The sequence below is a fragment of the Caenispirillum bisanense genome (assembly GCF_039523075.1).
GTDB classification, from domain to species: domain Bacteria; phylum Pseudomonadota; class Alphaproteobacteria; order Rhodospirillales; family Rhodospirillaceae; genus Caenispirillum; species Caenispirillum bisanense.
Window position 1 is genome coordinate 66,485 of record NZ_BAAAEP010000001.1, and the last position, 12,667, is coordinate 79,151.

At 72.1% G+C, this 12,667-nt stretch carries 10 protein-coding genes and 1 pseudogene; 6 read left to right on the forward strand and 5 right to left on the reverse strand.

Features of this window, described 5'->3' with window-relative positions; translation table 11 throughout:
• From ABD056_RS00295 to ABD056_RS00310, 4 genes are all read left to right on the forward strand, one after another.
• Positions 1 to 675, forward strand: a 675-nt coding sequence (locus ABD056_RS00295) for an MFS transporter (RefSeq protein ID WP_343863278.1), incomplete at its 5' end; no start/stop codon positions are given.
• Positions 676 to 888: 213 nt separating this feature from the next.
• Positions 889 to 2,082, forward strand: a complete 1,194-nt coding sequence (locus tag ABD056_RS00300) for a hypothetical protein (RefSeq protein ID WP_343863280.1) — start codon at positions 889 to 891, stop codon at positions 2,080 to 2,082.
• 324 nt (positions 2,083 to 2,406) lie between these two features.
• Positions 2,407 to 2,784 (forward strand): response regulator, encoded by a 378-nt coding sequence (locus ABD056_RS00305; RefSeq protein WP_343863282.1) that lies wholly within the window; start codon positions 2,407 to 2,409, stop codon positions 2,782 to 2,784.
• Positions 2,785 to 2,853: 69 nt separating this feature from the next.
• Positions 2,854 to 4,965: a hybrid sensor histidine kinase/response regulator gene (locus tag ABD056_RS00310; protein ID WP_343863284.1), complete on the forward strand. Its 2,112-nt coding sequence runs from the start codon at positions 2,854 to 2,856 to the stop codon at positions 4,963 to 4,965.
• A gap of 8 nt (positions 4,966 to 4,973) precedes the next feature.
• Here the strand turns inward: ABD056_RS00310 and ABD056_RS00315 are convergent, their stop codons facing one another.
• Positions 4,974 to 5,888 (reverse strand): EamA family transporter, encoded by a 915-nt coding sequence (locus ABD056_RS00315; RefSeq protein ID WP_343863286.1) that lies wholly within the window; start codon positions 5,886 to 5,888, stop codon positions 4,974 to 4,976.
• A 101-nt stretch (positions 5,889 to 5,989) separates the two neighbouring features.
• Between ABD056_RS00315 and ABD056_RS00320 the strand changes: the two genes are divergently transcribed.
• Positions 5,990 to 6,583, forward strand: coding sequence for a MarR family winged helix-turn-helix transcriptional regulator (locus ABD056_RS00320; RefSeq protein WP_343863288.1), 594 nt, complete (start codon positions 5,990 to 5,992; stop codon positions 6,581 to 6,583).
• Here the strand turns inward: ABD056_RS00320 and ABD056_RS00325 are convergent.
• The 4 genes and pseudogenes from ABD056_RS00325 to ABD056_RS00340 all read right to left on the reverse strand — a co-directional run bounded on the left by ABD056_RS00325 (position 6,505) and on the right by ABD056_RS00340 (position 10,362).
• Positions 6,505 to 7,296: a heme ABC transporter ATP-binding protein gene (locus ABD056_RS00325; protein WP_343863290.1), complete on the reverse strand. Its 792-nt coding sequence runs from the start codon at positions 7,294 to 7,296 to the stop codon at positions 6,505 to 6,507. The two genes, ABD056_RS00320 and ABD056_RS00325, sit on opposite strands and share 79 nt — an antisense overlap.
• Positions 7,293 to 8,336: a FecCD family ABC transporter permease gene (locus ABD056_RS00330; protein ID WP_343863291.1), complete on the reverse strand. Its 1,044-nt coding sequence runs from the start codon at positions 8,334 to 8,336 to the stop codon at positions 7,293 to 7,295. The genes ABD056_RS00325 and ABD056_RS00330 overlap by 4 nt, the downstream gene beginning before the upstream one ends.
• A 116-nt stretch (positions 8,337 to 8,452) precedes the next feature.
• A pseudogene (locus ABD056_RS00335) lies at positions 8,453 to 9,274 on the reverse strand (heme/hemin ABC transporter substrate-binding protein); the annotation flags it as partial.
• Complete coding sequence (locus tag ABD056_RS00340; RefSeq protein ID WP_343863293.1) at positions 9,271 to 10,362, reverse strand: hemin-degrading factor; 1,092 nt, start codon at positions 10,360 to 10,362, stop codon at positions 9,271 to 9,273. The gene ABD056_RS00340 and the pseudogene ABD056_RS00335, both read right to left, overlap by 4 nt.
• A gap of 167 nt (positions 10,363 to 10,529) precedes the next feature.
• Between ABD056_RS00340 and ABD056_RS00345 the strand changes: the two genes are divergently transcribed.
• Positions 10,530 to 12,575 carry a TonB-dependent hemoglobin/transferrin/lactoferrin family receptor gene (locus tag ABD056_RS00345; RefSeq protein ID WP_343863295.1) on the forward strand — a complete coding sequence of 682 codons (2,046 nt, stop codon included), beginning with the start codon at positions 10,530 to 10,532 and terminating at the stop codon, positions 12,573 to 12,575.
• The last annotated feature ends 92 nt before the right edge of the window (positions 12,576 to 12,667 follow it).

Consider the following 12,667-nt stretch of genomic DNA (forward strand, 5'->3'; position numbering starts at 1 on the left):
CACCCCCGCCCGCGCCCCGCCGGCCCCCCCACCCTGCAGGTGGCGCGCAAGGCGGTGCGGGAGCTGTGGGCGACCCTGAAGGCGCTGAAGCAGTTCGGCCCGGTGCCGCGCTTCCTGCTGGCCCACATGATCTATACCGACGGCCTCAACACCCTGTTCGCCTTCGGCGGCATCTACGCCGCCGGCACCTTCGGCATGAGCTTTTCCGAGATCATCGTCTTCGGCATCGCCATGAACGTCTCCGCCGGCCTGGGGGCGGCCCTGTTCGGCTGGACCGACGACCGCCTGGGGCCGAAGCGCACCATCACCATCGGCCTGATCGGCATGAGCGTGTTCGGCGCCTCCATCCTGGTGGTGCGGGATGTGGCGCTGTTCTGGCCGCTGGCGCTGGCCATGGGCCTGTTCTTCGGCCCGGTGCAGGCCTCCAGCCGCTCGCTCATGGCCCGCCTGTCGCCGCCGGAGGTGCGCAACGAGCTGTTCGGCCTCTATGCCGTCTCGGGCAAGGTCACGGCCTTCCTCGGCCCGCTGGTGGTGGCCTGGGCGACGGCGCTGGCCGACAGCCAGCGCGTCGGCATGGCGACCATCCTGGTGTTCCTGCTCGGCGGCCTGTGGCTGTTGCGCACCGTGCCGGCCGTGCGCGACCCGGCGCTGGAGCGGGTGGCACTCGGCGGATGAAGACCCGGCGCCGGCCGCAGCGGGTGCGGGTGTGATAGAAAGAGGTATTGCAGAAATAACGGGCGGAAGCGGTACTTAAAGATGTGGCCGCTTCTGCCGCTTCCACTGATGGAAGGTTGCCCTTAAGACTTTCTTCGCTCTCCGGGACTAAGGTGACGACACTCCGCACCACTGGCGGAACCCCGTTACCTTCTGATTGACCCGGAGTCCCGTATGCGTCCCCTCCGCATGGTGCTGGCGGCGTCGGTTGTGGCCCTGTCGGCCGCGCCTGCCCTGGCCGAAACGCCCCTGTTCGTCCTTGAGCCGACCTTCGTCCATCCCCAGAGCGGCGAGACGGTCACCCGCCGCCTCACCTACCGCACCATCGGCGACCTGATCGACGGCGTCGAGATCAAGGCGCTGTCCAATGCCGTCGGTGCCGACCTGACCCAGGTCAGCCAGATTTCCGGCGATGCCTACATCCGCGGCTTGCCCGCCACCATCGCCTATGACGGCACCGAGATCGTGCTGTCGGTGCCGGCCGCCGGCGTCGAACGCCGCTTCGGCACCACCGCCGCCGACCGCGATGCGGCGCAGGAGGAACTGGAAGCCTACTTCAAGGGCGAGGGCAACGAGACGCTCACCCGCATCCTGAAGGCCGCCGCCGCCCGCACCGCGTTTGACCCGGTGGCCGGCAATCCGTCGTCGCTGATGTCGCGCATGGTCGCCACCGTTCACGACAGCGGCACCCGCGTCGCGCCCGGCGCCGGCTTCTTCGCCGGCATCGGCGGGGACGGCATGCGGCTGAGCAGCGACGATGTGGAGGTCACCAGCGCCACCGTGCAGCCGACCATCGGCTACGGTTTCGCCAACGGCTGGACGCTGGCGCTCGACGCGCCGCTGACCTGGCAGCAGACGGAAAAGGCCGATACCTGGTCCGGCCACCTCAACCTCGGCCTGACCGTGCCGGTGACCGAGGCGTGGAGCCTGACGCCGTCCGCCTTCGTCGGCGCTGTCGGGTCGGAGGATCTGGGGGCCGGTGCGGTGCTCACCGGCGGCGGCCTCACCAGCCGCTACGAACGCCCGCTGACCGACCGCTTCAGCCTGGTGCTGGGCAACACGGTCGCGGTGGTGACGACGGTGCCGGTCAGCGTCGGTGACTACGAGGTCGACTACGACCTGACCAACGTGGTGGCCCGCAACGGCCTGACCGGCGTCTACGACACCGGCGTGGAGGCCCTGGGGGCGCCGCTGAAACTGTCGCTCGGCATCACCGACACCCGCTTCTTCGGCGACGACCTCTACAGCGACGCCTATGAAGAGGTCACCTTCGGCGTTTCCGCCGGCCGCGCCGCCGCCAGCATCGGCGCCATCTTCGGCGACGGCGACATTTCCGGCGTCACCGGCAAGGTGCGCCTGACCTTCTGAGTACTGATCCGCGCCACACCTTGGGGGAGGGGCGGGATGGGGCGGAGCCGGGGGGCTCCGCCCCATTTTTTCGTCGGCCGCCTTGATCACTTCGTCGTCGCCTATGGAGCCGCCGGCTGGATCACCGCCGTCGCCCCCGCCTCGGTGGCGGCCAGCAGGCCGTCGGCGGGGAAGAAGGCGTCCGACGTCACCACCGAGCCCACCCTCTGCGGGACGGCTCAGGGTCTTACTACGTCGGGACGGTGGTGGTGTCGCGGGCCGGGCCCTATGATGGAGGACATCTACACCCATCGCCGCATCCCTCCGGTTCCGAAAGGTCAGGCCGTGACGTCTGAAACGACCCGCCTCAGCGGCAGAGTCCTCATCGCCGAGGACAACAAGGGCATCGCCTTCTTCTATGGGGCGGTGCTGGAAGATCTGGGGTACGAAGTGGTGGGTCTGGCCGCCACGGTGGCGGAGGCGGAGACCCTGGCGGCGTCGGTGGAGGCCGATCTGGCGCTGCTCGACATCCAGCTTGGCGACGGTCACAGCTACGGCGCCGCGCGGGCCGCCGTGGAACGCGGCATGGCGGTGGTGTTCACCACCGGCTATGACGATCCGCCCGACATGCCGAGCGACCTGCGCGGCCTGCGCTGCCTGACCAAGCCGTTGTCCACCGATGATCTGAAGGCGGCGGTCCAGCGTTCGATCTCGGCGTCGTGAGGGTGGCCGCGGTCGCTCCGCAACGCCCGGCCCCCAGGCGGCGTAGATGCTGCCGCAATGGATGATGGCATGACCGATTTTCCGGCACAGGCTGCCGGCCCCGTCGATGCTCCCAGCTTCCTGTCCGGCGGCGGGGAGATGGGCGCGCGCATGCGCAGCCACGACTGGAGCCGCTCCCCCCTCGGCGACCCGCACGGCTGGCCGCCGAGCCTGCGGTCGGTGGTCAGCCTGATGCTGTCGTCGAAGTTTCCCATGTTCATCGCCTGGGGGCCGCAGCTCGGGTTTCTGTACAACGATGCCTATGCGCCGATCTTCGGGGTGAAGCATCCCCACGCCCTCGGCCGCCCCTTTGCCGAGATCTGGTCGGAGATCTGGGGCGACATCCGCCCGCTGGTCGACCGCGCCCTGGCCGGCGAGGCCAGCTATCACGAAGACCTGCCGCTCATCATGCTGCGCAAGGGTTTCGAGGAGCAGACCTACTTCACCTTCTCCTACAGCCCGGTGCGTGACGATGCCGGCCATGTCGCCGGCCTGTTCTGCGCCTGCACGGAGACCACCCGCAAGGTGGTGGCGGAGCGTCATCTGGCGGCGGAAAGCGACCGCCTGCGCGAGCTGTTCCGCCAGGCGCCCGGCTTCATGGCGGTGCTGCGCGGGCCCGACCATGTGTTCGACCTCGCCAACGAGGCCTATCTGGAGCTGGTCGGCCGCCGCGACCTCATCGGCCGGCCGGTGCGCGAGGCGCTGCCGGAGGTGGAGGGGCAGGGGTTCTTTGAACTGCTCGACCGCGTCTACACCACCGGCGAGCCCTTCGTCGGCGAGGGGCTGATGGTCAAGGTGCGGCGGGCGCCGGCGGCGGCGCTTGAGGACCGCTTCATCACCTTCGTCTACCAGCCGGTGCGCGATGCCGACGGCGCCGTCGCCGGGGTGTTCGCCGAAGGCTACGACGTCACCGAAGCCAAGCGGGCGGAGGCGGAACTGCGCCGCCTCAACCAGACCCTGGAACAGCGCGTCAACGAACGCACCGCCGAGCGCGAGGCGGCGCTCGCCCAGCTTGCCCATGTGCAGAAGATGGAGACGGTGGGCCAGCTGACCGGCGGCGTGGCGCACGACTTCAACAACCTGCTGCAGGCCATGGGCGGGGCGCTGGCGATGATCCAGCGCCGCACCCGCGAGCCCAGCGTGCAGCCGTTTATCGAGGCCGGGCAGCAGGCGGTCGACCGCGGCACCAAGCTGGTGCGTCAGCTGATGGGGTTCGCCCGCCAGGAGAGCCTGCAGCCGGAAGCCATCGACATTCCCCGCCGCATCGCCAACATGGCGGAGCTGCTGGACCGCGCCCTGCGCGCCGACATCCGCCTCGTCACCCGCTTTGCCGACGGCCTGTGGCCCATCGAGGTGGACCCGACCCAGTTCGAACTGGCGCTCATCAATCTGGCGGTCAATGCCCGCGATGCCATGCCCACCGGCGGCACGCTGGTGGTGGAAGCGGCCAACGTGCATCTGCCGGAGGGCCATGCCAGCGGCCTTGCCGGCGACTACGTGCGGCTGTCGGTCACCGACACCGGCCTCGGCATGCCGCCGGAGGTGGCGGAGCACGCCTTCGAGCCGTTCTACACCACCAAGGAGGTCGGCAAGGGCTCCGGCCTCGGGCTGGCGCAGGTCTATGGTCTTAGCCGCCAGGCCGGCGGCACGGCGATGATCGACAGCACACCGGGCCGCGGCACCTCCATCGTCATGCTGCTGCGCCGCTGCGACCGGGTGCCCGCCCCCGACACCAGCGTGGCCGGCGCCGTGCCGGCGGTGCGGCGGCAGGCGGCGGTGCTGCTGGTGGAGGATGACCGGGTGGTGGCGACCACGGTGGCGGCGGCGCTGGAGGAGGTGGGCTATACCGTGCCCTGGGTCGGCACCGCCGACGAGGCGCTGTCGCGGCTGGCCGGCGGCGAGCAGTTCGACCTGCTGTTCAGCGACATCGTCATGCCCGGCCGGCTGAGCGGCATCGATCTGGCGCGGGCGGCGCGGCGGCTGCAGCCGTCCATCGCCGTGGTGCTGACCAGCGGCTACAGCGAGCAGCTGGCCCAGGCGGAGCGGGAAACGGTGCTGCGCAAGCCCTACCGCATCGAGGATCTGGTCCGCACCCTCGACGAGGCCCTGGCCCGCCGCGCCGACCAGCAGCAGGACGACTGACCGCGCCGTCAGCGCCCGCCGCGGCTGGTGAGCAGGATGCCGGCAATCACCACCGGGGCTGCGAAGGCAAGCGCCGGCGGCACCGGCTCGCCGGTCAGCACCACGGCGGCGGCGGCGCCCAGGCAGGCGCCGACCCAGCCGATCTGGCTCAGGTAGACCGGGCCGCTCAGGTGCTGCAGCAGGAAATAGAAGCCGTAGGTGAGGGCGAAGATGGCGGCCTGCAGCGGCGCCAGCCAGAAGGCGGTGGTGGCCGGCATCAGCGGGGCCAGCGGCACGCCGGCGGCCGTCGCGCCGACGCCCAGCACCACGGCGGCGCCCAGCAGCATGCCGGGGGCGAGCGCCAGCGGCGAGGCGCCGGCCGGCCAGAAGCGGCTGCGGTAGATGTTGCCGGTGGCGATGATGACCGGGCTCGCCAGTGCCGCCAGCACCCAGCCGAGCGGCGCGGTGTCGCTGCTGCCCTTGGCGACCGCCAGGATGCCGGCGCCACCCAGGCCGAGCACCAGCCCCAGCACCTTCAGCCACACCAGCCGGTCCATCCTCAGCACCAGCGCCAGGCCGTAGGTGATGAGCGGCGGAAAGGCCAGGCACAGCGCCACGAAGCCGGCGCCCACATGGGGAATGGCCAGGAAGCCGAGGGCATTGGGAACGGCGAAGCTGAGAATGCCGGCGATGAGGTAATAGGCGAGGTGGGCGCCGCCGAGGCCCGGCCGCCGACCCGCCGCCAACGCCGCCGCCAGCAGCAGCACCCCGCCGCCGAGGCAGGTCCAGAACAGGAAGGCGATGGGCTGCCAGCCGCCCACCAGCGCCAGCTTGACGACGCTGGCGGTCACGCCGAGCAGGCCGCCGACCACCACGAGGCAGAGGGCGGGAAGCCATGCGGCAGGCGCGGACGCACCCGCCGCGCCGGGGGAGGGCGCAGTCATGGGGGACACCTTTCAGGTTCAGGAACGCCGGTGCCTTGGCAGCACCGTCCTCATGAGCTAAAATATTGCCGTCAAGAATCTTAACGTCAAGATAAAATGCGATGACAGCCGACGACCGAGCCTCCCGCGCCGCCGCCCAATGGCGCACCGAACGCCCCGACCTCGATCCCTTTCCCATGGAAGTGCTGGGCCGTCTGGCCGAGCTGACGCAGCTGGTGGCGCGCGACCATGTCCACCCGCTGTTCACCGCCGCCGGCCTGCATGCGGGGGAGTTCGACGTGCTCGCCACCCTGCGGCGCTCCGGCCCGCCCTACGAACTGACGCCGACGGCGCTCTATGAGGCGACCATGGTGTCGTCGGGGGGCATGACCAGCCGGCTCGACCGGCTGGAGAAGGCCGGGCTGGTCGCCCGCCGGCCGCACCCGGAGGACCGCCGCGCCTCGCTGGTGGCGCTGACGGCGGCGGGGCACGACCTGCTGGACGACCTGCTGCCGCGCCATGTGGAGAACGAGCGGCGGGTGCTGGCGGGGCTGGAGGCGGCCGAGCAGCAGCAGCTGAACGCCCTGCTGGCGAAGCTGCTGCGGTCCCTCTCGGCGATGTCCGGCGCGGCGGCGGATCAGGCGGCGGCCGGTTCGCTCACCGCCACCCGTCCGCCGGTCACCGGGTCGGGCAGGAAGCGCACCCGGCAGCGGTAGGTGGCGCCGAGCAGGCTTTCGGTCAGCACGCTGTCGGCGGTGCCGGCGGCAAGCAGGCGGCCGTCGCGCAGCAGCATCGCATCGTCGCCGTAGCGCAGGGCCAGGGTCATGTCGTGCAGCACCGCGACCACGGCGGCGCCATCCGCCGCCACCCGCCGCGCCACCGCCATGACGGCATGCTGGTGGGCGGGGTCGAGGGCGGAGGTGGGCTCGTCCAGCAGCAGCACGGCGCTGTCGCGGGCCCGCGGCGGCGGCAGCTGCGCCAGGGTGCGGGCCAGGGCGACGCGCTGGCGCTGGCCGCCCGACAGGCTGGCGACCGGGCGGTCGGCCAGATGGGCGACGCCGGCTTCCTCCAGCGCCTCGCCCACCACCCGCGCATCGAGGGCGGCGGAGGATTGCCGGCGGTGCGGCGCCCGGCCGAGCGCCACCACCTCCGCCACCCGCAGCGGCAGCGGGCGGGTGGCCTGCGGCATCACCGCCCGGCGGCGGGCCAGATCCTCCGCCGGCCAGGCCGCCAGCGGCCGGCCGCCAAGCAGGGCGGTGCCGTCGGTGGGGGCGATCTCGCCGGCCAGCAGGCGCAGCAGGGTGGACTTGCCGGCGCCGTTGGCCCCCAGCACCACGGTCAGGCGGCCGCGCTGCGGGGCGCAGGTGACGTCATCGACAAGGGTCTTGCTGCGCACCCGGTAGGAGGCGCGGTTGAGGCGCACGCTCATGGCAGGTCTCCGCGCCGGCGGGCGGTCAGCAGCAGGGCGAGGAAGAACGGCCCGCCGCCGGCCGCCAGGATGAGGCCGACCGGCAGTTCCGCCGGCAGCACCAGGGTGCGCGCCGCCAGATCGGCCAGGCACACCATGGCGGTGCCGAGCAGGGCGGCGCCGGGCAGCACCAGCCGATGGTCGGCGCCGCCCAGCAGCCGCACCAGATGCGGCGCCACCAGCCCGACGAAGGCGATGGGTCCGGCGGCGGCGACGGCGGCGCCCACGCCCACCGCCACCAGCACCACGGCGGTCATCTTCAGGCGGTCGACGGCAACGCCCAGATGAAAGGCCTCCGCCTCGCCCAGCAGCATGAGGTTGAGCGGCCGCCACAGCAGCAGGCCGCCAAGCGTCGACAGCAGCATCAGCATGAGGGCGGGCGTCAGCGTGCCCGGCGCGGCACCGCCCAGGCTGCCCATGCTCCACATGGTCAGCTGGCGCAGCTGCTGGTCGTCGCTGACGTAGGTGAGCAGGCCGGTGACGGCGCCGGCGATGGCGTTGACGGCGATGCCGGCCAGCAGCATGCCGGCCACCGAGGTGCGGCCGTCGCGGCGGGCGAGGGCATAGACCAGCACGGTGGTGCCGAGGCCGCCGATGAAGGCGGCGATGGGCAATTGCCAGCCGCGCGGCAGCGGCAGCACGGCGCCCACCGCATCGGCCATGACGATGGCCAGCGCGGCGGCCATGGCAGCGCCGGCGGAGACGCCGATCAGGCCGGGGTCGGCCAGCGGGTTGCGGAACAGCGCCTCCATCACCGCGCCGCCGCCGCCGAGGGTGGCGCCGACGCAGCAGGCCAGCAGCACGCGCGGGCCGCGGATCACCTCCAGCACCGCCAGCACCGCCGGATCGCCGGCGCCGGCACCCAGGCCGAGCCAGCCGCCGGCCACCGCCAGGGCATCGCCGAAAGCCACCGGCACGCCGCCGAACAGGATGGCGAGCAGGGCACTGACCACCGCCAGCCCGCCCAGCAGGGGCAGCAGGCGGGCCGGCTGGCGCAGCACGGCGGCGGCCGGCGTCGTCGCGCCGGCTCCGGCAGGGTGCCGAAGGCTTCCGCCAGCCGGCGGGCGGCCTGCGGCGTGCGCGGGCCGAGGCCCTGGAGCAGGGCAGGGTCGAGCGCCACCACCGGCACCTCGCGCAGGTGCGGCAGGCGGGCCAGCAGCGGCGGCGCCAGCAGGCCGTCGACACCGCCCAGCAGCTCCAGCGTGCGCTCCGACACGATCAGCCCGGCCGGGCGGGCGGCCAGCAGCGCCTCGGCGGCGATTGGCTTCCAGCCGCTGACCTCGGCAAAGGCATTGCGCAGGCCGGCAGCCTCGATGAGGGCGTGGATGGGCGTGTCGCGGCCGGGCGCCATGGGCGCGCCGCCATGGCCCATGAGCAGGAACAGCACCGCCGGCGCCTCGGCCGTCGGCGCCGGCAGGGCGGCGGCCTCGGCCTGCAGGCGGGCGGACAGGGCGGCGCCGGCCTGCGGCACGTCGAGGATGGCGGCAATGCGGGCGATGATGTCGTCCAGCCCGGCGGCATCGTTGGCCGGCGGCAGGCGCAGCACCGGCACGCCCGCCGCCGCCACCTGCGCCAGCACCTGATCGGGGCCGGCGTCGTTCTGGGCGATGATCAGGTCGGGCGCCGCCGACAGCAGCCCTTCCGCCCCCAGCGACCGCAGGTAGCCGACCCGCGGCAGCCTGTCGTAGTCCGGCGGGAAGGCGGTGGTGGAATCCGCCGCCAGCACCGCCTCGCCGCGGCCGAGGGTGGCGATCACCTCCGACACCGGGCCGCCGATGCTGATGACCCGCGCCGGCGCCGCGGCCTCCACCATGCGGCCGTCGACGTCGGGCGCGCTGCCGGCGGCGGCCGGCTGCCACGGGGCGGCCCCGGCGGCGACCACGGCGGCGGCGACGAAGGGAAGCAGGCGACGGCGCATGGCTGAGGACTCCCGGCTCATTCGGCGGCGGTCTGGCTGCCGGCCGGCAGGCGCGGCAGGGTCTCCAGGATGGCGCGCCAGGCGGTGCTCTCGGGCAGGCCGGCGGGGCGGACGCCGTAGAGGATGGCGTAGTTGCGGCCGGCGTCGTCGTAGAGTTCCAGCGCCGTCACCGTGCCGTCGGCCTGCGGCTTGCGCACCACCCAGGCCGAGGCGGCGGCGGCGGTGACGGCGTGCAGGTTGAAGCCGGGGTCGAGCACGTTGGTCCAGCCGCGCATCTCGACGATCTTCTTCACCGGGCCGCTGTGGATCTGCACGCAGCCGCGGTTGCCGACGAAGACCATGATCGGCACCTGCTGGTCGGCCGCCAGCGTCAGGGTGCGCGACAGGGCATCGGGCGCCACCTCCTCAGCGAACTCGCGGCCGATCAGGCGCAGCGCCTGGTGCCGGGTGGCGCCGGCATCGCGCAGCAGGCGGCGGAAGTTGTGGACGTCGGTCAGGCCGCGCCAGCCGGCCTGGAGGGCGGCGAGATCGACGGCGGCATCGGGCTGCGGCGCTTCCGGCGCCGGCGGCGGCTCCACCGCCAGCAGGGCAGGGGCGGCGGCCTCGTCGGCGCGGAAGCGGCGGCAGAGGGCGTCGAAGGCCTCGGCGTCGGTGTTGGCGGTGCGGTAGACCTTGATCACCGCGTCGCCGTGGATGTCGAAGATCTGCAGGCTGCGGCGCTCGCCGTGGCTGCTGTGGGTGGTGACGTCGAAGCCATGGCCCCACACGCCCAGGAACAGGCGCAGGTCGACGGCGTCGTTCAGCACCAGCATGGCCTCGCCCATGCCGCGGACATTGCCGAAGCGGCCGGTCTTTTCATGCACCGCGTGGTCGTTGCGGGTCAGCGCCATCACCTCGCCGACCTCCGGCAGGGCGTGGATCAGCTCCGCCCAGCGCGGCTGCAGGCGGTGGACGCCGGTGGCCGGAGTGGCGGCGGCCAGCAACTGCGCCTCCGGGTGGCCGAGCCCGGCCGCCAGGTCGCGCGGGCGGGCGCCGGCGGTGCCGGCATGGACGGTCCCCCAGGCATCGGCAAGGGCGGACAGGGAAGCGGGCGGCGGCGGCGTGGTCATGGCGGAGCAACCTCTCCTGAAGGTGGGGCGGGCGCCTCGGCACGATCTGCGACACGGCGCCATGACGTAGGGGTAATGCGAATGAGAATGCTTTGCAATCTTAAAAAGACTCGCTATCAAAGGGCTGGGAGGCACAACCTTACGCATACCGGAAGGGACTGAAGCACATGCGCAGGTTCAGACATGCCCTGGTGGGAACATCGGCCCTCGCGGTCGTGCTGCCGCTGGCGGCGCAGGCGGAGGAACTGGCGGCGGCCGCCTCGGTGCAGCTGCTGGAGCCGGTGACCATCTCGGCCGAGCGGACGGAGAAGCGCGCCGTCGATGCCCTGGCGCCGGTGTCGGTGCGCACGGAGGAGGATTTCGCGCCGTGGCAGCCGTCGACGGCGGGCGACCTGCTGATCGGCGTGCCGGGCGTCACCACCTCGGCCTCGTCCACCAGCGGCCCGGGCACCAAGATCAACATCCGCGGCATGGAGGATTTCGGCCGCGTCAACGTGATGGTCGACGGCGCCCGCCAGAACTTCCAGCGCTCCGGCCACGGCGAGAACACCATGGTGTTCATCGACCCCGAACTGATCGGTCAGGTGGACGTGGTGCGCGGGCCGTCGGCGACGGTCTACGGCTCCGGCGCCGTCGGCGGCGTCGTCAACTTCCGCACCAAGGATGCCGCCGACCTGTTGCGGCCGGGCGAGTCGTTCGGCGCCGCCATCACCGCCGGCGGCGGCACCAATGCCGATGAACGGCGCGGCACCGCCACCACCTATGGTGCCGTCGACTGGGCCGATCTGGTGGTCTCCACCTCGCTCGCCACCCGCGGCAACTACGAAGATGGCGACGGCCGCACCGTGCCCAACTCCGGCTGGGACCAGCGCAGCGCCCTGGCCAAGCTGACCCTGACGCCCAACGAGTCGCACCAGCTGCGCGTCGGCCTGCTGCACAACCGCTTCGAGTTCAAGAGCGGCACCACCACGGTGGAAGACCTGACCACCACCGCCAACACGGTGACCGGCCAGTATCACTTCACGCCGCCCGACACCCCGCTGGTCGACCTGACCGCCAACCTCTACTACACCACCACCGACCAGAAGGAGACGCGGATCACCGGCGCCCTGTCCGGCCGGCGGACGCAGGTGGAGGTGGAGACGCCGGGCTTCGACCTGTTCAACACCTCGCGCTTCGACCTCGGCGGCACCGGCCATGCCCTGACGGTGGGCGTCGACGGCTTCCAGGATACGGTGAGCGCCAGCCGGGCCGGCGGGCCGCTGGACTTCACCCCGAGCGGCGAGCGGCGCATCCTCGGCACCTTCGTGCAGGACGAAATCGCCCTGACCGACCGCCTGTCGGTCGTCGCCGCCTTGCGCTTCGACGATTACCACCTGGAAGGCGGCGGGCTTGAGTCGTCGGATAACGCCCTGTCTCCCAAGGTGACGGTGGGGTACGAGGTGTTCCCCGGCATCACCCCCTACGCCACCTGGGCGCAGGCCTTCCGCGCCCCCGCCATCACCGAGACGCTGATCAACGGCACCCACCCGCCGCCGGCCTCGTTCCGCTTCGTGCCCAACCCCGGACTGGCGCCGGAAACCGCCGAAAACTGGGAGGTGGGCGTCAACGTGGCGCAGGACGGTCTGCTGCTGGACGGCGACCGCCTGCGCGCGAAGGCGGCGGTCTACCAGTCGAGCGTCGACGACTACATCAGCCAGTACTTCAACATGGCCCGCAACCGCTTCGGGGCGCCCGACTTCGCTAACTCCACCTACGGCTATGCCAACGTGCCGGAGGCCACCCTGCATGGCGGCGAACTGGAGGTGTCCTACGACGTCGGCTTTGCCTATGCCGCCCTGTCGGCCCATCGCGCGCGCGGCAAGAACGCCCAGACCGGCGAACGCCTGCCGAGCGGCCTGGGGGACTACGCCACCCTGACCATCGGCGGCCGTGACCGCGACAACGGCCTCGACTTCGGCTGGCGGTTCATGGGCCGGCGCGATCTCGACGTGGCACTGCCGGACAATCCCGGCGATGCCGCCGACGACCCGGCCGGCGGCTACCTGCTGCACGCCGCCTATGTCAGCTACACGCCGCCGCAGCTGAACGAGGCGGTGACTCTGCGGTTGACAGTCGACAATATCTTCGACACCAAGTACCAGGAAACCCTGGCCTCCCAGGAATCCGAACCCGGCCGTACGGTCATGCTCAGCGGGACCGTGCGGTTCTAAGGACCGCCGTCTGCTTCTCTCCGCCGGTCCCGAGGGGGGACGGCCGCGGTGGACATCGGGGCGAGCGTTATATTATAACGCTGGCGTCGGTG

Coding starts and splice junctions, on each gene's coding strand:
- ABD056_RS00340 (WP_343863293.1), bottom strand. CDS start 10,362: ATGACCACGCCGCCGCCGCCCGCTTCCCTGTCCGCCCTTGCCGATGCC.
- ABD056_RS00320 (WP_343863288.1), top strand. CDS start 5,990: ATGACAGCCGACGACCGAGCCTCCCGCGCCGCCGCCCAATGGCGCACC.
- ABD056_RS00325 (WP_343863290.1), bottom strand. CDS start 7,296: ATGAGCGTGCGCCTCAACCGCGCCTCCTACCGGGTGCGCAGCAAGACC.
- ABD056_RS00300 (WP_343863280.1), top strand. CDS start 889: ATGCGTCCCCTCCGCATGGTGCTGGCGGCGTCGGTTGTGGCCCTGTCG.
- ABD056_RS00310 (WP_343863284.1), top strand. CDS start 2,854: ATGACCGATTTTCCGGCACAGGCTGCCGGCCCCGTCGATGCTCCCAGC.
- ABD056_RS00345 (WP_343863295.1), top strand. CDS start 10,530: ATGCGCAGGTTCAGACATGCCCTGGTGGGAACATCGGCCCTCGCGGTC.
- ABD056_RS00315 (WP_343863286.1), bottom strand. CDS start 5,888: ATGACTGCGCCCTCCCCCGGCGCGGCGGGTGCGTCCGCGCCTGCCGCA.